Source organism: Grimontia sp. THUN1695 (assembly GCF_059704325.2).
Genome location: NZ_AP046577.1, coordinates 558,553 through 579,498 on the forward strand (window position 1 = coordinate 558,553; position 20,946 = coordinate 579,498).

General features: G+C 51.2%; 17 protein-coding genes. 14 read left to right on the top strand and 3 right to left on the bottom strand.

What is annotated here, in order from left to right:
* Nucleotides 1-20 precede the first annotated feature (20 nt).
* On the bottom strand, nucleotides 21-554 hold the full coding sequence (smrB, locus tag AC6IB1_RS06110; protein ID WP_497568248.1) for an endonuclease SmrB: 534 nt from the start codon (nucleotides 552-554) through the stop codon (nucleotides 21-23).
* Nucleotides 555-663: 109 nt separating this feature from the next.
* Between smrB and prmB the strand changes: the two genes are divergently transcribed.
* Both prmB and aroC read left to right on the top strand, forming a co-directional pair.
* Nucleotides 664-1,596, top strand: coding sequence for a 50S ribosomal protein L3 N(5)-glutamine methyltransferase (gene prmB, locus AC6IB1_RS06115; protein WP_497568249.1), 933 nt, complete (start codon nucleotides 664-666; stop codon nucleotides 1,594-1,596).
* Nucleotides 1,597-1,815: 219 nt separating this feature from the next.
* Nucleotides 1,816-2,901, top strand: a complete 1,086-nt coding sequence (gene aroC / locus AC6IB1_RS06120) for a chorismate synthase (protein ID WP_497568250.1) — start codon at nucleotides 1,816-1,818, stop codon at nucleotides 2,899-2,901.
* A gap of 143 nt (nucleotides 2,902-3,044) precedes the next feature.
* Here aroC and AC6IB1_RS06125 read toward each other — a convergent pair whose 3' ends face one another.
* Nucleotides 3,045-3,704, bottom strand: coding sequence for a trimeric intracellular cation channel family protein (locus AC6IB1_RS06125; protein ID WP_497568251.1), 660 nt, complete (start codon nucleotides 3,702-3,704; stop codon nucleotides 3,045-3,047).
* Nucleotides 3,705-3,927: 223 nt separating this feature from the next.
* Here AC6IB1_RS06125 and AC6IB1_RS06130 point away from each other — a divergent pair, with 223 nt between their 5' ends.
* Nucleotides 3,928-4,461: an elongation factor P hydroxylase gene (locus AC6IB1_RS06130; RefSeq protein WP_497568252.1), complete on the top strand. Its 534-nt coding sequence runs from the start codon at nucleotides 3,928-3,930 to the stop codon at nucleotides 4,459-4,461.
* The gene (locus tag AC6IB1_RS06135; RefSeq protein WP_497568253.1) at nucleotides 4,461-4,727 is read left to right on the top strand and encodes a YfcL family protein; all 267 of its coding nucleotides are present in this window, start codon (nucleotides 4,461-4,463) and stop codon (nucleotides 4,725-4,727) included. Before AC6IB1_RS06130 ends, AC6IB1_RS06135 begins: the two co-directional genes overlap by 1 nt.
* A 64-nt stretch (nucleotides 4,728-4,791) precedes the next feature.
* Here the strand turns inward: AC6IB1_RS06135 and mnmC are convergent, their stop codons facing one another.
* The gene (mnmC, locus tag AC6IB1_RS06140; protein ID WP_497568254.1) at nucleotides 4,792-6,795 is read right to left on the bottom strand and encodes a bifunctional tRNA (5-methylaminomethyl-2-thiouridine)(34)-methyltransferase MnmC2/FAD-dependent 5-carboxymethylaminomethyl-2-thiouridine(34) oxidoreductase MnmC1; all 2,004 of its coding nucleotides are present in this window, start codon (nucleotides 6,793-6,795) and stop codon (nucleotides 4,792-4,794) included.
* Between the two features lie 199 nt (nucleotides 6,796-6,994).
* On the opposite strand from mnmC, the gene fabB reads away from it, so the two are divergent.
* From fabB to purF, 10 genes are all read left to right on the top strand, one after another.
* A complete protein-coding gene (gene fabB, locus AC6IB1_RS06145) occupies nucleotides 6,995-8,206 on the top strand; it encodes a beta-ketoacyl-ACP synthase I (protein WP_497568255.1) in 1,212 nt (403 codons plus the stop codon).
* A 181-nt stretch (nucleotides 8,207-8,387) separates the two neighbouring features.
* On the top strand, nucleotides 8,388-9,527 hold the full coding sequence (locus AC6IB1_RS06150) for a 4-phosphoerythronate dehydrogenase (protein WP_497568256.1): 1,140 nt from the start codon (nucleotides 8,388-8,390) through the stop codon (nucleotides 9,525-9,527).
* Between the two features lie 2 nt (nucleotides 9,528-9,529).
* Nucleotides 9,530-10,555 (top strand): aspartate-semialdehyde dehydrogenase, encoded by a 1,026-nt coding sequence (locus tag AC6IB1_RS06155; RefSeq protein WP_497568257.1) that lies wholly within the window; start codon nucleotides 9,530-9,532, stop codon nucleotides 10,553-10,555.
* Between the two features lie 241 nt (nucleotides 10,556-10,796).
* Nucleotides 10,797-14,678 (top strand): FimV/HubP family polar landmark protein, encoded by a 3,882-nt coding sequence (locus AC6IB1_RS06160; RefSeq protein WP_497569093.1) that lies wholly within the window; start codon nucleotides 10,797-10,799, stop codon nucleotides 14,676-14,678.
* Between the two features lie 153 nt (nucleotides 14,679-14,831).
* The gene (gene truA / locus AC6IB1_RS06165) at nucleotides 14,832-15,626 is read left to right on the top strand and encodes a tRNA pseudouridine(38-40) synthase TruA (protein ID WP_497568258.1); all 795 of its coding nucleotides are present in this window, start codon (nucleotides 14,832-14,834) and stop codon (nucleotides 15,624-15,626) included.
* A 225-nt stretch (nucleotides 15,627-15,851) separates the two neighbouring features.
* Entirely contained in the window at nucleotides 15,852-16,775 is a 924-nt protein-coding gene (accD, locus tag AC6IB1_RS06170) for an acetyl-CoA carboxylase, carboxyltransferase subunit beta (protein ID WP_497568259.1), read from the top strand.
* A gap of 117 nt (nucleotides 16,776-16,892) precedes the next feature.
* The gene (folC, locus tag AC6IB1_RS06175) at nucleotides 16,893-18,158 is read left to right on the top strand and encodes a bifunctional tetrahydrofolate synthase/dihydrofolate synthase (protein WP_497568260.1); all 1,266 of its coding nucleotides are present in this window, start codon (nucleotides 16,893-16,895) and stop codon (nucleotides 18,156-18,158) included.
* Nucleotides 18,159-18,160: 2 nt separating this feature from the next.
* The gene (locus tag AC6IB1_RS06180) at nucleotides 18,161-18,700 is read left to right on the top strand and encodes an SPOR domain-containing protein (RefSeq protein ID WP_497568261.1); all 540 of its coding nucleotides are present in this window, start codon (nucleotides 18,161-18,163) and stop codon (nucleotides 18,698-18,700) included.
* 63 nt (nucleotides 18,701-18,763) lie between these two features.
* Entirely contained in the window at nucleotides 18,764-19,255 is a 492-nt protein-coding gene (cvpA, locus tag AC6IB1_RS06185) for a colicin V production protein (RefSeq protein ID WP_005506553.1), read from the top strand.
* An 82-nt stretch (nucleotides 19,256-19,337) separates the two neighbouring features.
* A complete protein-coding gene (gene purF / locus AC6IB1_RS06190) occupies nucleotides 19,338-20,852 on the top strand; it encodes an amidophosphoribosyltransferase (RefSeq protein WP_497568262.1) in 1,515 nt (504 codons plus the stop codon).
* Nucleotides 20,853-20,946 lie beyond the last annotated feature (94 nt).

The following is a 20,946-nucleotide window of genomic DNA, read 5'->3' on the forward strand; positions in this document are numbered from 1 at the left end:
CTGTCTCTTCACCACTCCGGTTATTTCTCCGGGATATTAATTAATACCAGCAAGGCACCGTCGCCGCCAAATTCCAGTGGTGCTTGATGGAAAGCCAGCACATCCGGGTGTTGGGCCAGCCACAGTGGCGTTTTCTGTTTCAGGATATGCTTACCAATACCGTGCATCACGCAGGCACAGCTAATACCTTCTTTGATGCAGGCTGCTATCAAAGCGCCCAGTTCACGTTTGGCTTCCAGTTGTGTCATGCCATGTAAATCCAAAAACATATCCGGCACATACACACCACGGCGTAGCCTTTTCACTTCGTACTTCGAGACACCCGTGCGCGCATACTGAGTGGGTCCGTCCTCTTTCAGCAGTGGTTCAAACTCGTCAGAGAAATAAAAGGCGTGATCGCGGGCTGCCGACTCTGACTGCTTTTTGCGTGCCCGCTCTGTTATCTGGCGTCTTGGCGGGTTTATGGTATCCTGCTGCAGTTTTTTAACGCCTTTCACCGCATCGCGGAACAATGAAAAATCATCATCGTCTGGGATCGGGGATTTCTTACTCATAACTCAATTCCACATTCTGTTAGCTGCATTTTACTTAAAATAAGGACAATGTCTGCTTTCCTGTTGGAATTGCCCCGACTGCGGAGCGATGAGGCTACTGGAGGCCATTTTGGATAGAATTATTGTTGATGAAGTCGTCAACGAACTGCGTACGTTGCAGGACATGCTACGTTGGACAGTAAGCTGTTTTAACGCATCGGGCATTTATTACGGTCACGGTACGGATAACGCATGGGACGAAGCCGTACAACTGGTGCTGCCAACGTTATATCTGCCCATTGATGTGCCTGCGGAAACACAACATGCGCGCCTGACCACCAGCGAGCGCCTGCGCATTGTTGAGCGGGTGGTGCGCCGCATTAATGAGCGCACACCTGTGGCATACCTGACCAACAAAGCCTATTTCTGTGGTCTGGAGTTTTATGTGGATGAGCGGGTGCTGGTGCCACGTTCGCCAATCGGTGAGCTGATCCAGAACCAGTTCCGACCTATGCTGGAAGTTGAACCAACACGCATTATGGATTTGTGTACCGGCAGTGGCTGCATCGGTATTGCCTGTGCCTATGCCTTCCCGGACGCTGAAGTGGATCTGGTCGACATTTCCAGCGATGCGCTGGAAGTGGCTGAAATGAACGTGCAGGAACATGGCCTTGAACAGCAGGTTTTCCCTATCCGCTCAGACCTGTTCCGCGATCTGCCTAAAGACAAATATGACCTGATTGTCTCTAACCCGCCTTACGTGGATGAAGAAGACATGAACGCGCTGCCGGATGAGTTCCGCCACGAACCGGAACTGGGTCTGGCAGCCGGCAGGGATGGCCTGAAGCTGATGCGCCGCATTATTGCCAATGCTCCGGATTACCTGACAGAGCAGGGGATCCTGATTTGTGAAGTCGGCAACTCCATGGTGCATGTGCAGGAACAATACCCTGAGTTGCCATTGACCTGGCTGGAGTTTGAGAATGGCGGCCACGGCGTGTTTATGATGACCTATCAGGATTTGGTCAGCGTTTCCGGTGAATTTTCTATCTATAAAGACTAAACCCGGTATTTAACCCAGAGAAAAGGCTGAAATCATGGATTTCGGCCTTTTTTGTATTTGGAGAGCTATTTTTGCTTTATTTGTTGAAACCAGCCCAGTATTCGCGGGTGTTTCTGTCGGGACAATAAAAAAGCTTTTGCTTCTCAATCCCGGTTATGTTTCATTAAGTGCATGCTAGAGCGGCTGTTCAGCGTCAGCCGGGATGAAACAGAGGAAGTAATGGCAGGCAATTCAATAGGTCAGGTTTTTCGGGTCACCACCTTTGGTGAAAGTCATGGATTGGCGTTAGGCTGTATCGTAGACGGCTGCCCGCCGGGGCTGGACATTTCAGAAGCCGATTTACAGGTCGATCTGGATCGTCGTCGTCCGGGCACCTCAAAATACACCACACAACGCCGCGAACCGGATCAGGTGAAATTCCTTTCTGGCGTGTTTGAGGGTAAAACCACTGGCACGTCGATTGGCCTTATCATTGAAAACACCGATCAGCGCTCGCAGGATTACTCCAAAATCGCGGACCGTTTCCGCCCGGGCCATGCCGATTACACCTACCACCAGAAATATGGACATCGTGATTACCGTGGCGGTGGCCGCTCATCTGCGCGTGAAACGGCCATGCGCGTGGCCGCCGGCGCCATCGCCAAGAAATATCTCAAGCAAGAATTTGGTATCGAAGTCCGCTGCTACCTCTCGCAGATGGGGGATGTCACCATCGACAAGGTTGATTGGGATCAGGTCGAACAAAACCCGTTCTTTTGCCCAGATGAAACCAAGCTGGACGCGCTGGATGCACTGATCCGTACCCTGAAAAAAGACGGTGATTCGATTGGTGCCAAATTGACAGTCGTGGCAAGCAATGTACCTGTCGGGTTGGGAGAACCGGTTTTTGATCGTCTGGATGCGGACATTGCCTATGCCCTGATGGGGATCAACGCGGTGAAAGGTGTGGAAATTGGTGATGGTTTTGACGTGGTCAACCAACGCGGCAGCGAGCACCGTGATGAACTGACGCCGGAAGGTTTCAAATCTAACCATGCCGGTGGCATCCTTGGCGGTATTTCTTCTGGTCAGGATATCGTTGCACACCTTGCCCTGAAACCAACCTCAAGCATTACGGTGCCGGGCGAGACCATCAATGTTGATGGCGAAACGGTTGACGTGGTGACCCGTGGTCGCCATGACCCCTGTGTGGGTATCCGCGCCGTGCCGATTGCTGAAGCCATGGTCGCCATTGTGCTGATGGATCACCTGCTGCGCCACCGAGCCCAAAACGCAGGGGTGCAGACCACCACGCCGAAGATTTAAGAGCTTCGTAGTACTGGATCCTAGGACGAGCAAAGGCCAAGACATGAAGAAGGGCTGATGGTTTAGCGCCACCAGCCCCTTTTTTTCTCTTTTCTGTACTATCGTTTCCCAGGACCCAGGACCCAGGACCCAGGACCCAGGACCTAGGACCTAGGACCTTCTTTTCCCAAGACGCTTTGTTCTTCCGCTTCAAAACTAAACACCGGCAGGCACCAGCCAAACTTCACCGCAGACATGCGAAAGACAAAGCCTGTTACCAGCGTAGACAGGGTCGCAGTATTTTCATCGATGCCAAACTGGCTGCCGTAAGTCATCAGCGCCCAGTACATGGCACCGGCAAAAAATGCCACCGACGCATACAGCTCTTTGTGTAACACCATAGGCTGGCGTGCACACAGCAAGTCACGCAACAGACCGCCAAAAATACCGGTCACCAATGCAGACACCATACAAATCAACGGTGACAGTCCCATATCCATGCCCACGCGGCAACCGATAATACTGAAAGCAATCAGGCCAAGAGAATCGAGCCGGACGAAAAGCCGGTGGTGACGGGCAACCCATGATGCCATCCATGTTGTCAGAATGCCGGCAACACAGACAATCACCAGATAATGTGGGTTTGCCACCCAGCCCAGCGGGTAGTGACCGAGCAAAATATCACGCACGGTGCCGCCCCCGATCGCTGTGCAGGCAGAGACCAGCATCACACCAAACCAGTCCATATTTCGACGGCCAGCGGCCAGCGCACCTGTCATGGCTTCAGCGGTAATTCCAACAATGTACAAGGTCGATAACAGCATGGTATTCAGTCAGTTGCATTTAAAGTGGCGATTTAGCGCAATCATAGATGCGATTAATCTCTCAATCCAATGAAAGGTTGTGAACCCACGCATGAATTGAATTCATCAATAAGGCAGGTGAAATGACTTAAAACGGTGCTTTTTGCTGCGACATTGGCCTCATTGGCAGGTAAAATGCCGCCATATCCTGATTTGATGTAACTTCACGATCACAATTCGCCCGATGCAACACGATTACAACGACCTAATTTCTGTTTTTAACCAAACGTTTATTGAATCCTTTAATACTGAATTATTACTCGGGGGTGATGAGCCTATCTATCTCCCCGCAGACAGTGAAAACCCGCGTCACCGAATCATTTTTGCCCGTGGTTTTTTCGCCTCTGCGCTGCATGAAGTGGCGCATTGGTGTATTGCCGGCCCGGAGCGACGGCTTCTGGAAGATTATGGATACTGGTATCAACCTGATGGGCGGGATGAGAAAACCCAGGCTGAATTTGAAAAGGTTGAAATTAAACCTCAGGCGGTTGAATGGATTTTGTCAGCCAGTTGCGGCTATCGTTTCCGGGTGAGTTGCGACAACCTCAATGGTTCGTTTGAACCAGACCGCGCCGCATTTACCGCAAAAGTACGGGAACAGGTGCTGGTCTATCTGGAGCAGGGCATGCCGGCTCGTGCCAAAACCTATTCAGAGGCATTGAGAACGTTCTATAATCGACCCCCTTTGACGCCCGAAGACTTCCCAGAGAGTGAGTAATGATCCAACAATATGAAGAGAAAATCCTCGACCTGATTGATGCCATGGTAGAAACCGCGTCTGATGACGAATTGTTTGCCAGTGGCTACCTGCGTGGTCATATCTCGCTGGCGACAGCGGATTGCGAGCAGGAAGGGATGGATGACGTGGCGACACTGAAAGCGCGCGTCGATGAAAGCCTGAAAAGCAATGCCAATGAACTGAATCCGTCTGATCAGGTATTGGTGCACAATCTCTGGGCATCCTTGCAGGAACAGGCAGGCTAAGCACTGCAACAATACAGAAGAAGGCGCCGGGTGGCGCCTTCCTTGTTTTTATGGCGCTTGGGATTTACAGTGCTTTGCCTTTCAGCAGCTTTCTTACCCACATACGTCCAGGGTGCAGGGCATTGAGCACATCCACCGGCAGTGGCAGCGGATGACCACAAAGCTGGGATGCCAGCAGCTCACCCAGAATCGGTGCTGAGGTCAAACCACGTGACCCCAGAGCTAACAGGCTGTAAAGGTTAGGGTAGACCGGCACATCTTCGGCGTTATCTTTTTTGTCACGCAAATCGCGGTAAACATTTATCAACGCGTCAAAGTCGCACACATCTCCGACATACGGCAGATGATCGCGGCTGGCACAGCGAATGCCCACCCGGCCAGCGCCATGGTCTGTATCAATCTCTTTTGGCCATTGGGCAGGAATGCAATCCACCAGACGCTGTTTGTTATCTGCCTGATCGTCCATACGAAAATCCATCGACACATCGTTGCGGCTGTAGCTCGCACCAATGCAGTGGGTATCGTTTTTCGGATTGGCTGGCGTGAGGTAACCGTCGTAACAGAGGACAGTTTTCAGCTTCTTCAGTGCAGGGGTAGTGTTGATATGGGTAACCTGCCCACGGACCGGATACGCCGGAATCGGCGCGGTCTGCGCAAACTGGGTAAATTTGTGGCCGTTGGCAATCACCACGGTATCGTGGGTAAATGTCCCCTGATTGGAGAGCAATGCCCAGATCTCACCCTGACGCTTGATATCAGAGACGTCGGTATTGTAGTGGCAGGTCAGCAGTCCGGTTTTTTCCGCGTTGGAAATCAGCCCTTGGGTCAATTGCTGCGGACACAGCCACCCGCCAAGGGGGTAAGTCACCCCACCGTGTCCGGTTTCTATGCCGGTCAGTGCTTCGGCTTCTTCTTGGCTCACGCCGCGGATCAGGGCGTCAGGGAAGCCGCCGGTCAGCATCTTCGCCAGCTTATCGGCGCTTTTTTTATCCCAGCCCAGTTGGGTCACACCGCAAAGGTCATGATCAAAAGCGACAGTTTCCGCGGCCTGTTCAATAAACTGGCGGGCAAACAGGAAAGCAGGGGCGAAAAAGCGTGAAAGGGCATCGTTGCTGCCGTTTAACAGCGGGTATACCGCACCCTGGCGGTTGCCCGATGCGGCAAGCCCCGGTTTGTCATGCTCGCAATAAAGTGTCACAGCCTTACCACGGCGAACCAGTGCCAGCGCCAGCGTTGCACTCGCCACGCCACCGCCAATAATGGCGATATTGTTATTGCATTGTGGTGCTGTCCGTTTGTACCACGGGGCTTGCTGGCTAGGCTGGTTCCGCTCGATCAGAGAGCCGACAATCATGTCGCGCTTGGTGCCGTAGCCTTTGGTTTTCTTCATCTCAAAGCCGGCATCAATCAGACCGCGACGAACAAAACCTGCGGCCGTGAACGTGGCAACAGTACAGTCCTGTTTCGCCAGTCGTGCCATACCATCGAACAGCGTCTGGCTCCACATCTCCGGGTTTTTGCTTGGCGCAAAGCCATCCAGGAACCAGCAATCCACAATACCGTCATCGGATGTCCATACTTGCGGCATACAATCTTTGATGTCGCCAAACCACAGGTCGAGGGTGATCATGCCATCTGCCAGTACCAGACGGTGACAACCCGGCACGGCAGCTGGATAGTGTTTGCGAAGTGCGTTGGCAAACTCCGTCAGTTCTGGCCATGCCGCATGGGCTTTTTCCAGATCGGCCGTCGCCACCGGAAATTTTTCGAAACTGATGAAGTGCAGCTGGTTTACCTGTGCATCAGGGTTTTCCTGTCGGAATCTGGCGAACCATTGCCAGACAGCCAGAAAGTTAAGGCCAGTACCAAACCCGGTTTCGGCAATCACGAAGCGGTCGCGGGCAAAATCATGCCAGCGTTCCGGCAACCGGTTTTGTTGCAAGAACACATAACGTGTTTCTTCCAGCCCGTTGGCATTGGAAAAATAGACGTCGTCAAAGTTGTCTGAGACCGGCGTACCGGCGTCATTCCAGTGGATTTGGGCATGTTCAATACGGGGTTGGGTCACAGGCCTTACCTTAATAAAAACGGTGTTTGCACATAGAGCGCGGATTCTATCGCCAATCCAACAGAATATACAGAACGGGCAGCGTGTCTGTGTCAGTATGGGAAAAGTTTCAGCGTACAACTGTACACCAGGAAAGCTGACCACTTTAGCGGGTCAAAACCGCTATCATCGGTGCGAACTCGAATTGTAGGAACAAAAGATGAAACGAGCCGTAATTACAGGTATGGGAATTGTTTCCAGCATCGGTAACAACGTTAAAGAAGTGCTGGAGTCATTAAAGACGGGTAAATCAGGGATTAGCTTTTCCCAACAGTTCGCAGACATGAAGCTTCGCAGTAATGTCTGGGGTGATTTAAAGCTCAATCCTGCTGATCATATTGATCGTAAAAAGTTTCGTTTTATGGGCGATGCCGCAGGCTTCGCTTATCTGTCCATGGAGCAGGCGATTGAAGATGCCGGCCTGACAGAAGATATGGTCTCAAACGACCGCACCGGTCTGGTTGCCGGCTCTGGCGGTGCCTCCTCCATCAATCAGGTCGCGGCGGTTGATACGCTGCGTGAAAAAGGGGTGAAGCGTGTTGGCCCGTATATGGTGCCACGTACGATGTCTTCAACCGTTTCAGCCTGTCTGGCAACTCCGTTCAAAATCCGTGGTGTGAACTACACCATGAGCTCTGCCTGTGCGACGTCTGCACACTGTATCGGCCACGCGCTGGAACTTATCCAACTGGGTAAACAGGACATCGTCTTCGCAGGCGGCGGTGAAGAGCTGGATTGGTCACTGACCATGATGTTTGACGCCATGGGCGCATTGTCGACCAAATATAACGACAATCCTGAAAAAGCTTCCCGCACCTATGATGCAGACCGCGATGGTTTCGTTATCTCTGGTGGTGGCGGCATGATGGTGATTGAAGAGCTGGAACATGCACTGGCACGTGGCGCGAAAATCTACGGCGAAATCGTCGGCTATGGCGCGACATCTGATGGCTACGACATGGTTGCGCCGTCCGGTGAAGGAGCTATCCGTTGTATGAAGATGGCGATGCAAAGTGTTGATAGTGTTGACTATATCAATACCCATGGTACTTCAACACCCGTCGGTGATGTGAAAGAGCTGGGCGCGATTCAGGAAGTGTTCGGTAACAACAGCCCAGCCATTTCAGCGACTAAAGCCATGACTGGTCATGCGTTGGGCGCGGCAGGTGTTCACGAGGCGATTTACTCCACCCTTATGCTGGATAACAACTTCGTCGCACCGAGCATCAACATCGAAAATCTGGATCCAGCTGCGGAAGGGTTGGACATCGTGACTAAAACCCGTGAGACAGAGCTGAAAACAGTGATGTCTAACAGCTTTGGTTTCGGTGGCACCAACGCCACGCTGGTGATTAAAAAATACGAGGGGTAAGCGCCAACAGCTCCCAGAATTTTCCGGGACGTTTAACAGACGCGGATATAGATCGTTGAGAGCCGGTTTGTATCTTTCAGATCCTGGATTTTGCCCGGTCAATTGGCCGGGTTTTTTCGTTTTATCTGACGCTGAAAAGCGTCACAATAGCGTCAATGGAACATATGTAGGGTACATACCGTTGAACATTCTGATTGATGAAAACATGCCATATGCTGCTGAGCTATTCGGCAAGCTGGGCAAAGTAACCGCCAAGGCAGGACGCACAATGACTGCCGACGATCTGGTTGACGTTGATGCATTGATGATCCGCTCTGTTACCAAGGTTGATGAAGCACTGCTGGCGAAAGCGAACAAGCTTAAGTTTGTCGGTACCGCAACCGCAGGCACTGACCATGTTGATGCAGATTTACTGGCAAGTAAGGGTATTTTCTTCACCGCCGCGCCGGGCTGCAACAAAGTCGGCGTCGCAGAATACGTGATCAGTGCACTGCTGGTGTTGAGTCAACAGCAGGGTTTTTCAATCACTGAGCGGAAAGTGGGTATTGTTGGCGCAGGTCAGGTTGGCAGCTATCTGTCGAAATGCCTTTCTGCGCTGAGCATCCCTCACCTGTTGTGTGATCCGCTGAAAGAGGTGGAAGGCGACCCCCGCGAATTTCATTCCCTGCAAACACTTATCGATGAGTGTGATGTGCTGACCTTCCATACCCCGCTGACCAAAACCGGAGAGCACCCAACCTATCATCTGGTGGGCGATGCCGAATTGAAAGCCATGAAGCCGGGTACCATTCTTATCAACGCCGCCCGTGGGCCAGTGGTGAGCAATGATGCACTGAAAGCAGCGCTGAAAACCCAAGCATTGACTGCGGTGCTGGATGTGTTTGAGTTTGAGCCGGAAGTCGATCTGGAACTGCTGCCGCTGCTGGCATTTGCCACCCCACATGTTGCAGGCTACGGGCTGGAAGGCAAAGCACGCGGTACTACCATGATTTACAACAGCTACTGCGAATTCCTGGGTGTTCAGGAAGAAAAAGTCGAAGCGGCTTCCCTGCTGCCGGTTGCGCCAATTCCGAAGGTATCACTCAGCAAACCCTGGGATGAAAGCGACCTGATGGCGCTGTGCCAGCTGATTTATGACATCCGCCGTGATGACGCTGAGTTTCGTCGTGCCATGGCAGATGTTGACCAGCAACGCGCAAGCTTTGACCGCTTGCGTAAGCATTATTGGGACAGACGTGAGTACAGTGCAATTACAGTAGCGGGCGAGGCCGGGTTTGGGTTAGAGTCGCTCGCTCATTTAGGTTTTACCGTAGAGGAATAATCATGACACAAGAATTCGATGTGGCTTATGACGTCGCTGTTTTAGGTGCCACAGGCGCAGTCGGGCGCACCATTATCGAGGTGTTGGAAGAGCGTAAATTCCCTGTGCGCAACCTTCACTTGCTGGCGAGTGAGCGCAGTGCCGGTGAAACCATTCGATTTAACGGAAAGAGTGTCCGCGTGAAAGACGTGGAAGATTTTGACTGGAGCCAGGTGCAAATCGCCCTGTTTTCCGCCGGTGCAGAATTGTCAGACCGCTGGGCACCCATTGCGGCAGATGAAGGCGTGATTGTGATTGATAACACCTCACGCTTCCGCTACGACTATGATGTGCCGCTGGTGGTGCCGGAAGTCAACCCGGAAGCGATTGCTGATTTTCGCAACCGTAACATCATTGCCAACCCAAATTGTTCGACCATCCAGATGCTGGTGGCATTGAAGCCTATCTACGACGCCGTGGGTATTGAACGTATCAACGTGTGTACCTACCAGTCGGTTTCCGGCTCAGGTAAAAAAGGGATTGATGAACTGGCAGGACAGACGGTGAAACTGCTGAACAGCCAGGAAGCGGAACCAAATACCTACAAAAAGCAGATCGCATTCAACTGTCTGCCGCACATCGATGAGTTTATGGATAACGGCTACACCAAAGAAGAAATGAAAATGGTGTGGGAAACCCAGAAAATCCTGGGTGATGATTCGGTGGCAGTTAACCCAACCTGTGTGCGCGTACCGGTGTTTTATGGCCATGCAGAAGCGGTTCATATTGAGTGCCAGCAAGCGCTTGATGCGAGCGAAGCGATGGATCTGCTGTCCCGTGCGGAAGGGGTAGAGGTTTACTATGGTGAAGATTATCCAACCCAGGTCAAAGAGGCGACTGGCAAAGATCACGTGATGGTCGGTCGGGTACGCAATGATATCAGCCATCCAAATGGCCTCAACATGTGGGTGGTCGCAGATAACGTGCGCAAAGGAGCGGCAACCAACTCAGTACAAATCGCTGAGCTTCTTATCCGCGATTACCTGTAATTCTTTTCTGCCTACTCAGGCATTATGAGTGAAAACAACCGGCAGCCGTGTTTTGTTGCCGGTTGTTTTGATCACAAAACACAGTTTTATCCTCTCACACTACAGTTTTCAGCTGGGCTTCCGATATAGTTAGGGAAATAACCAGTAATATCAATCTCAGCAGGTGGTTAACGCCTTGCCCCCCATCATTTCAACGGGTAAAAGAAGTGCTGTGATTGCGAGTTTTTTCTGCCATAGGGGAATGCGGGCAGTGTCTGACCCAGATTTTTATAACGCGATAAAGCGAACTCTCTTGTCCACCGTCTCGGGCTGTCGTCTCGGCAAAACCCTTGTTGTCTCGTCATTATTACTGAGTCTTGGTGCGACATTCTCTGCGCAATCCGCTATCCGTATTCTTGGTCCTGTGGAAGAATCCCCGCCACCGAGTGCGGTTGAGCGTTTGGCACCCCAGTCTGCCGTTCAACGTTCCACAGTGAACCGCCGCCAAACTGTCGGCCCCACACGTGACTCTGATACCCTGTGGTCTATCGCCACCCGCTATCAACCTAACAATAGCGTCACCGTTTACCAGACGTTAGGCGCCATTTTCCGCCTTAACCCGACTGCCTTTGAAGATAACAACATTCACGGACTGATCCCCGGCAGCACACTGCAAATGCCGACACTCACGGAAATTCGCCGTGAAAGCACCGACGATGTAGCAAGCCGGTTGCAGATAGATCAGGCCCGTAAAGAAGCACAGCGTATAGCCAACCAGCCGCTGAGCCAACAGGTTCAGGCACCGGCTGTGACACCAAAACCTGCACCCAAGCCCCTGTCAGAAACACCTATCGCAGAACCTGAAAAGCCGAAAGCGGCTGATATGGCTGAAAAAGAGATAGCAGCGCCTTCTGCTGATAGGGTGGGTACTCCTGAGAAACCGAGCATGGATGCAGTACAGGAGCAAATCAATGAATCTGATTTGCAGATGGGCAAGCTGGTTGAAAGTAACCACATCCTGAAAATCCGCCTGGCAGAAGTGCAAAATGAACTGGTGGCACTGAAAGATCAAATGTCTGCGGATGAAGAGCTGACCGAAGAGATCCGAGAGTTCCTGGATATGCAGCGCATGCGTCAGGAACAGATGGAAATCAAAGAGCCATCATTCTTTGAATCATTGATGGCAAGCCCCCTGATGCTTGCAACCATGGCGATCATTCCCGCGCTACTGGTGATTGGGGCTGCCGCCTTCTTTATTATGCGTCGCCGCAAAGAGGAGGACATGGATGTTAAAGAACCTGAAGGGCTTGATGGCGAAACGCCAGAGGTGCCAGCTGCTACTGTGGCTGATGTCGGAGATGAAACTGACGATCTGATATTGGAAGACGATGAGCTGGAAGTCACTGATGAGACTGACGCTGATGAATTATTCGGTGATGATCTATCGGGCTCGGATCTTGATGATATTAACCTTTCCGATTCGTTCGAAGTGTCGGAAGAGAATAACCAGGACACCCAGGCTGAAGGCGATCACACATCAAGCTTGGATGTTGATTTGGATGATGATTTTGACATCAGCACAGATCTGGATGTTGAGGCCAGCGCTGATGGGGCCATTGGCCTGAAAGACATGGAGCTTGCACTCGATGAAATGTCTTCGCAGTCTGAAGTGCCCGAACTCAGTCCGGATGAAGCCCTTGCAGCAATGTGGGAACAATCCCTGAGCGGTGATAGCAATGACGATGTCGACGATATCGATGCACTTTTGAATGCGGAACAATCCGGGGATGCCGGTGAACCTGAGACGGGGCAAGAACCGGACACCGAACCCGAGTCAATCGCTGAGCCTGAGCCCGTTGCGGAAGATGACAGCGAACCGGAAACGAACGAAGCCCTGTTTGATAACGTGCTGAATGATGAGCCAGAAGTGGACTTATCACAGGATATCGATCTCTCTGATGATGATATCGATGACCTGATTGGTAATGCGCACGCTGACAGTGCCAGTGACAACACTGAAGCTGACGACGATGAAGTGGTTGCAGATCCGGACGCCTTGCTTGACGAAATGCTAGACGACGATCTTCTCGAAGAAGACGGTCAGCTTCTTGATGCGGATGAACCAAGCGGGCTGGCGGATTTACCGCCGGAAAGCGAGGACACCGAGGATCTGTCGCAAACGGATGCCTTGTTGGATGAACTGATCAGCGATGATGGGCTTGACCCACTTGATGAGAGTGCACTGCTTGATGAAACCCTTGATGATGACGATCTGCTGGGTGATATGTTGGCCGAAACACAGGAAGACGATGTTGATCTGGGTGAAACCGATGTGCTGCTTGACGAGTTGGTTGATGACGGTGACGACCTCAATGACGAAAGTGCATTACTCGATGACGTCGCTGACGATGACCTGCTCAGCGAAGATCTGATCGGTTTTGACAATGAACTTGATATTGATACCAGCGAAGAGTCAGTGACAGAGCCTGTCGGTGACCTTGCCAACGTAGAAGCAAAAGAAGAGGCAGAGCAGACGGCTGAAGCGCAAAAGGCATCGCTTCAGGAGCCGACACAAGCAACGGGTGAGGATGATACTGGCGCAATGGAAGCGCTCGATGCCCTGGTTGAAGACTCTGCACCGGAAAACGAACCAACACCTGAAGCCTCAGAATCAGAGTTAGAACTGCTTGATGACGTGCTTGAACAGGATGACATCGACGGCGTGCGCGACGGGGAGATTGAAACTGCTGCTGAAAATGTACCTGTCGAAGAGCCTGATGCCACACAAGAAGATATGGATCTTCTGGACAACCTGCTTGATAAAAGTGCTGAACCAGAGGTGCTGTCAGATGAGGATGCGCAGGAGGACGTAGTTCAGCCAGAAGCGTCTGGAGAAGACGCCCTACCGGATACGGAAACCCATGAAGTTGCTTCTGGTGATGATCATGGCGAAACGGCAATGGCCGATGATGCAATACAACCTGATGATTCCGGCGATATTGAAGATTCAGCCGAAGATGTGGCGTTTGAAGAGGAACAGCTACTGGATCTCTCGTCGTTGCCAGAGTACGACGAGGAAGCCGCGCTGGCTGATAGTGAAGGCGAGCCTGAGCCTGCCAGTGACGAACGGCCAGAAGAGGACGATGATGATGCGCCGCTGGATTTGGAAAACTTGCCCGAGTTTACTGAAGAAGATGCTGCCAGTGAGTATGACGTTGAGCTGTCCCAAACCGATGACACAGACGTTGTTGAACCTGATGAGGGACAAGAAAGTACCGAAGACCCCCAAGAACTCTCTGCCGAAAATGAGCCGGTAGAAGAGCAACCGGAGGTATTTTCAGCCACTGAAAACAACACCCTGGCGTTTCCGAAAGTCGACCCTATCAGTCTGGATGAGCTGGGTGAGTTTGATGAGGACGCCGCTTTGGGTGCTGCCCTGGAAGAGCAGCGGGAGTTAGAGGAATTTAGCAAGGGTGAAGACGTTACCCAGCCATCGGCACCGGTTTCACAGACACCATACCGTGCTGCTGAGCTTGATGACCTGGCGCAGATGGAAGATGACGACCATCAGGTCGCCGGGCTTAACATGGAAGCGCTGCTTTCTGAAGATCTGGAAGAGGTGCCCGCAGGGCTTGGCGATTTTGAAACCGAAGAGCCCGACATTCCGGAAGAGGAAAGTGATGTCTGGCGTGCAGAGCAGGCACCTGAGCCGGAACTTGAGAGCGAAGATTGGTCAGAACAGCCGGAAGTGTTGGGTGATGAGATCAAATCCATGGATCTGGAAGGCGATTTGGAGGGCCTGCTGGATGATGTTGAAAGTGAACTGGTTGAAGAAAGCGCGCCAAAAGAGGACTACATCAGCATTGATGAGCTGATGAAAGATGATGGCGAGCCCCAGGAAGACCCAGATTCCATGAAAATGGATTTGGATGTCGGGCTGGAAGACTTCCCGGATGTCTTGAGTGACATCCAGCCTGCGGATGTTGACAGCGCCGGTGAAGCCGCCACCAACATGGATTTAGCCAAAGCGTATCTGGAGATGAATGACATTGACGGTGCCATCCAGCTTCTTGAAAAGGTGATGCAGGGTAACGATCCAAACCTAAAAGAAGAAGCCAGAAAGATGATTGAGAACCTGAACTGATCTCCATCATCAGGAAAGCAAAACGACAATAGCGGGTTATCCCGCTATTGTTTTATCCGGGGAGTGGGCAGGGATTCGGAGGGATACTGCATCTGCCCGGGGTTGGGTATATAATGCGCCGCCTTAGTTAACCAGCAAGACAGAGAAAACACGATGAGAATTGCCCTGGGTGTGGAATACGATGGTTCCCAGTTTTATGGCTGGCAGCGTCAGCGCGAGGTGCCAAGTGTTCAGGAACACCTTGAAAAAGCCCTGTCCAAAATCGCCAATCAACCGGTCGAAGTGCAATGTGCTGGCAGAACCGATGCTGGCGTGCATGGCACGGGCCAGGTGGTGCATTTCGATATCGAAGGTTCAAGGCCATTGCGTGCCTGGACCATGGGGGTGAATACTCACTTGCCTGATACTATTGCAGTGCGTTGGGCCAAAGAAGTGTCTGATGAATTTCACGCCCGTTTCTCTGCCACAGCGCGCCGTTATCGCTATATCATCTATAACCACGCGTTACGTCCCGGTATCCTTCGTCATGGTGTCAGTCACTATCACGGTGAGCTGGATGAGACCCTGATGCACGAAGCAGGGCAGTATCTGCTGGGCGAGAACGACTTCACCTCGTTCCGTGCTGTGCAATGCCAGTCTAAGAGCCCATGGCGTAATGTCCACCATATCAATGTGACTCGTCAGGGACGTTATGTGATCATTGATATCAAGGCCAATGCTTTTGTTCACCATATGGTGCGAAACATCACAGGCAGCCTGATTGTGGTTGGCCGTAAAGAGCAAAAGCCTGAATGGATAAAATGGCTGCTGGAAGCGAAAGATCGCAATCTGGCTGCGGCAACAGCCAAGGCGGAAGGGCTTTATCTGGTTGAAGTGGATTACCCAGCGGAGTTTGGGCTGCCGTCTTCACCGGTCGGGCCACTGTTCCTACCAGATGAACAGCTTTAAGGAAAAATTGTCTTCTTGTTACAGAACAAGGGAGACAGAAATTAGACAATCAATAGGTAGTACCAGTTTTTTGTCCAAAGTCTTAACAAGTTGTGTTTTAATTCTCCGTTGAATTCGTAGATATCCAGGCCACTTGCCCACTGATGCCAAATGCGCGTTCATGATGAACGGAACAGTGCACAGTTATGTTGTAAGCGGCGAGTGTTCCAATTGAAAAGGTCGTTCATGAGCTGGCTTGAAAAAATTCTGACAAAAAGCAACATCGGTTCTTCACGTAAGGCATCTATTCCAGAAGGCGTCTGGACCAAATGTTCGTCCTGTGAGCAGGTGCTATACCACGCCGAACTTGAGCGTAACCTGCATGTGTGTCCCAAATGTGACCACCACATGCGTATGACGGCGCGTAAGCGTCTGGACACCTTCCTTGATGATGCCAACCGCATTGAAATCGGTGATGAGCTTGAGCCGAAAGATTTGCTCAAGTTCCGTGATTCGAAAAAGTACAAAGACCGTCTCTCCGCCGCACAAAAGTCAAGTGGCGAGAAAGATGCCCTCATCGTGATGAAAGGCGAGCTATTGGGAATCCCGGTTGTGGCTGCGTCGTTTGAATTTACCTTTATGGGCGGTTCAATGGGGGCGGTTGTTGGTGCGCGCTTTGTGAAAGCGGTAGATGCGGCAATTGAAAATAACTGTGGCCTGGTGTGTTTCTCTGCCAGTGGCGGTGCCCGTATGCAGGAAGCCTTGATGTCTCTGATGCAGATGGCAAAAACCAGTGCGGCACTTGAGCGCCTTTCTGCCAAAGGGTTACCGTTTATTTCTGTTCTGACGGATCCCACTTTTGGTGGTGTCACAGCAAGTTTTGCGATGTTGGGCGACATTAATATTGGTGAGCCTAAGGCATTAATCGGTTTCGCCGGCCAGCGTGTTATCGAGCAAACCGTGCGTGAGAAACTGCCGGAAGGCTTCCAACGCAGTGAGTTTCTGCTTGAACACGGTGCGATTGACATGATTGTCGATCGCCGTGAGATGCGTCAGCGTATCGCAAGCCTGCTGGCGAAGATGACCCATCATGAATCACCGCTGGTGGTGTCGGTTGACAAGCCGTTGGAAGGTGAAGTGATTGAAGCTCAACCGGCAGAAAAAGAGTAGGTGAAATGTTCATCTGCATGTCACATCAAAAGAGCGCCTTATGGCGCTCTTTGTCTTTTAGCTGATATGATTGGACACAACTATCGCATGGTATAGAAAACACAGAAAGAAGACGGAATGTCAAAACTTGTTACGCCAGGCGCGACAGCGCCATTGACTGCATGGCTGCAGTATTTGGAGTCGTTGCATACCAGCGCCATTGATTTAGGGCTGGAGCGCGTCTCTCTGATTGCCAATAAAGGTAAGCTCACCAAACCAGCGCCCAAAGTGATTACAGTGGCAGGGACCAACGGTAAAGGTTCCACGTGTGCCATTATTGAAAGCATACTTCTCAACGCCGGATACAAAGTCGGTGTATACAGCTCTCCTCATCTTATTCGCTACAATGAACGTGTGCGTATTAACGGGCAGGAACTGGATGATGAGCGTCACACAGAAGCCTTTGCTGCTATCGAGGCACTTCGTGGCAACACCAGCCTGAGCTTTTTTGAGTTTGGTACGCTGGCTGCGCTTTGGCTGTTTCTCGATAACAAGGTCGATGTGGTAGTGCTGGAAGTGGGGCTGGGTGGCCGGTTGGATGCGACGAATGTGGTTGACCATGATGTGTCGGTGATCACCAGCCTGGCAATAGATCATGTGGACTGGTTGGGCGATGACATCGAAGTGATAGGCTTTGAAAAAGCGGGTATTTTCCGAAGTGGCAAGCCTGCAGTCTGTGGTCAGCCTGAGCCCCCGGCGAGTGTTGCAGCCCATGCCGACGACATTGGTGCCAACCTGCATCAGGTCGGGTATCAGTTCCATTATGAAAAACAAGGCGATGTGTGGCACTGGCATTGTGGTGCGTTTGATCTGTGCGACTTACCGATACCTCACTTACCATTGCCGAATGCCGCTACGGCGTTGATGGCGCTTGGGTTATCGGAGTTGACTGTTACTGATGAGCATATTGTTGATGGGTTGTCGTCCGTCAAACTGGCAGGGCGTATGGAGTGTGTATCAAAATCCCCCCTGATTCTGATGGATGTGGCGCACAACCCACATTCTGCCGCGTATCTGGCCACTCAGCTCAATGTGTTGAAAGCAGAAAAAAACGGCAAAGTTCACGCCGTTGTCGCTATGCTCCATGACAAAGATATTGCCGCGACAATCGAGGTGATGAAACCCGTCGTCGACCATTGGTATCCGGCCTCGTTGAATGGCCCGCGCGCCGCGCCATGGACGCAAATCACCGCGCATCTGCCAACGGGCATTGAAGGTTTTGAGTCTCCGACACAGGCGTTTCAGGCGGCGCAGGCAGCCTTGGGACAGAGCGATATTCTGATTGTTTTTGGTTCATTCCATACCGTCGGTGAAATCGCCGATTACCTCAGTAAAGAGGAGTAATTGTGGCAACCCAGTTTCAAAACCGACTCGTCGGCACCCTTATTCTGGTGTCTCTCGGGGTTATCATTTTGCCGGATGTCTTTGACGGTGAGAAGGCACATTATGAAGAGAGTTATCAGGCTATTCCTCTTCGTGAAAATGTTGACGATGCTGTGTTTGCTCAGCCAGTCAAAGCGCCGGAAAAAGTGGAGAGTTTTCTGCCGTCTGAACCGGTTGCGGTGACCATTGACAGCGATAATGGCTCCAGTGAATTGGAAACAGAGCCACAAACAGCACCGAAAGAAGGCTACAGTGATTCAGCCTGGATCATCCGTCTCGGGACGTTTCGTAACATTGAGAATGCGAAAAACCTGGTCGCGACACTTCGTAGCAAAGGATATGCTGCTCAATTAATGCCGAGGGACATTAAAGAAGGTGATCTGGCGCGTGTGGAAGTCGGGCCGGATGTCTCCAAAGAAAAGCTTGAGTCGATGACGGCAGATTTGGAGTCTTTGACAGGTTTGAAAGGTCAACTGCTTAGATTTAACCCACTCAACCCATAAGAAAACGTTTGCGTCGTCATTTTTTCTGTTAAAATGCGCGCGAATCGCTCAGATGATTAAGCAATGAATTGGATAGATTATCTCATTATTGGCGTGATCGGCTTTTCTGCTCTGATTAGTTTGGTCCGTGGATTTGTTAAAGAAGCACTGTCACTGGTTATCTGGTTTGGCGCCTTCTTTGTTGCAAGCAACTTTTACCCGCAACTGGCGGCTTATTTTACTAACATTCATGATGACATGATTCGTAATGGTGCGGCGATAGCGGCACTGTTTATTGCGACCTTGATTGTTGGTGCGGTTGTTAACTATGTGATTGGCCAGTTAGTACAAAAAACAGGTCTTTCAGGTACAGATCGCGTGTTAGGGGTTGTTTTTGGGGGAATACGGGGCGTTTTAATCGTTGCTGCCTTACTGTTTTTCCTCGATGCATTTACGGGCGTTGCCAACAGCCCTGAGTGGAAGCAATCACAGTTAATCCCTAAATTTGGGGTAGTGATTGAGTGGTTTTTTACATATTTGGAGCAAAGCTCCAGCTTTCTGCCTAAGGTGATCTAACGTTTTTCCGGCGGCATTCAGACTGGCGGAGAAACCTGTGACGTTTCCTGGGCTCAATTTTGCGTTACAAGGAACAGCATACATGTGTGGGATTGTTGGGATCGTGGGTGAGACCCCGGTTAATCAGTCGATTTACGATGCATTGACAGTACTTCAGCACCGAGGTCAGGATGCAGCTGGGATAGTCACTATTGACGATAACCGTTTTCGTCTGAGAAAAGCAAACGGTCTGGTGAAGGATGTTTTCCAGCTTAAACACATGCAAAGGCTACAGGGTACAGTGGGTATCGGACACGTTCGATACCCTACTGCAGGCAGTTCAAGTGCCTCGGAGGCACAGCCATTTTATGTTAACTCACCTTACGGTATTACGTTGGCACACAATGGTAATCTTACCAATGCCAATGCGCTTCGTGAGTCGTTGTTTGCCCATGACCGCCGTCACCTCAACACCACGTCCGATTCGGAAATACTTCTCAATGTCCTTGCGCACCAAATTGATAAAGCTGCTTCCCATCCACTGACCGAAGAAGATGTGTTTCAAGCCGTTCGTGCTGTGCACCAGGAAGTCAAAGGGGGCTATGCAGCGGTGGCAATGATTATTGGCCATGGTTTGATTGCCTTCCGTGATCCGAACGGTATTCGCCCGCTGTGTTTGGGTAAACGCAACGTAAATGGCCGTGAAGAGTATATGGTGGCCTCTGAGTCAGTGGCTTTGGATGCCGTGGGCTTTGACTTTGTGCGTGATGTGGCGCCCGGTGAAGCCATTTACATCACGTTTAACGGTCAGTTATTTACCCGCCAGTGCGCGGATAATCCCATTTTGTCTCCCTGTGTTTTTGAATTTGTTTACTTTGCCCGTCCTGATTCTTTCATCGATAAGGTGTCGGTGTATGGTGCTCGGGTCAAAATGGGCCAGAAACTGGGGGCGAAAATTCGTCGTGAGTGGGACGATCTGGATATTGATGTGGTTATTCCTATTCCAGAGACCTCTTGCGATATTGCCCTGGAGATCGCCCAGGTACTGGATAAACCTTACCGTCAAGGTTTTGTGAAAAACCGTTATGTTGGCCGCACCTTCATCATGCCGGGCCAACATCTACGCCGTAAATCAGTACGCCGTAAACTGAACGCAATTCGTTCGGAATTCAAAGACAAGTCTGTACTGTTGGTGGATGACTCTATTGTACGCGGTACGACATCAGAGCAGATTGTTGAAATGGCACGAGAAGCGGGAGCCAAGCGTGTGTATATGGCATCTGCGGCACCGGAAATCCGTTTTCCGAATGTGTATGGTATCGACATGCCAAGCGCCAATGAGCTGATCGCTCACGGCCGTGAAGTGGATGAAATTTGTAAGACCATCGGCGCCGATGGCCTGATCTTTCAAGATTTAAACGATCTGGAGGATGCGGTCCGTGAAGGCAATCCGGATATCAAACGTTTCGAGAGCTCGGTATTCAGTGGTGACTATGTGACCGGTGATATCAATCAGGAATACCTGGAATACCTGTCGAGCCTGCGAAATGATGAGGCCAAGGCGTTGCGTGAGCAGCAGCAAGAATTAGCTAACCTTGAGATTTATAACGAGAGTTAACCTCGATATAAGGGGATACCGCTTTGTGCACAAAAAACGCGGCCAACGAGCCGCGTTTTTTATGTTTGCTAAAAAGCACGTTTGCACGTTTAAA

Coding starts and splice junctions, on each gene's coding strand:
- smrB (WP_497568248.1), bottom strand. CDS start 554: ATGAGTAAGAAATCCCCGATCCCAGACGATGATGATTTTTCATTGTTC.
- aroC (WP_497568250.1), top strand. CDS start 1,816: ATGGCAGGCAATTCAATAGGTCAGGTTTTTCGGGTCACCACCTTTGGT.
- AC6IB1_RS06125 (WP_497568251.1), bottom strand. CDS start 3,704: ATGCTGTTATCGACCTTGTACATTGTTGGAATTACCGCTGAAGCCATG.
- AC6IB1_RS06130 (WP_497568252.1), top strand. CDS start 3,928: ATGCAACACGATTACAACGACCTAATTTCTGTTTTTAACCAAACGTTT.
- AC6IB1_RS06135 (WP_497568253.1), top strand. CDS start 4,461: ATGATCCAACAATATGAAGAGAAAATCCTCGACCTGATTGATGCCATG.
- fabB (WP_497568255.1), top strand. CDS start 6,995: ATGAAACGAGCCGTAATTACAGGTATGGGAATTGTTTCCAGCATCGGT.
- AC6IB1_RS06155 (WP_497568257.1), top strand. CDS start 9,530: ATGACACAAGAATTCGATGTGGCTTATGACGTCGCTGTTTTAGGTGCC.
- AC6IB1_RS06160 (WP_497569093.1), top strand. CDS start 10,797: ATGCGGGCAGTGTCTGACCCAGATTTTTATAACGCGATAAAGCGAACT.
- truA (WP_497568258.1), top strand. CDS start 14,832: ATGAGAATTGCCCTGGGTGTGGAATACGATGGTTCCCAGTTTTATGGC.
- accD (WP_497568259.1), top strand. CDS start 15,852: ATGAGCTGGCTTGAAAAAATTCTGACAAAAAGCAACATCGGTTCTTCA.
- folC (WP_497568260.1), top strand. CDS start 16,893: ATGTCAAAACTTGTTACGCCAGGCGCGACAGCGCCATTGACTGCATGG.
- cvpA (WP_005506553.1), top strand. CDS start 18,764: ATGAATTGGATAGATTATCTCATTATTGGCGTGATCGGCTTTTCTGCT.
- purF (WP_497568262.1), top strand. CDS start 19,338: ATGTGTGGGATTGTTGGGATCGTGGGTGAGACCCCGGTTAATCAGTCG.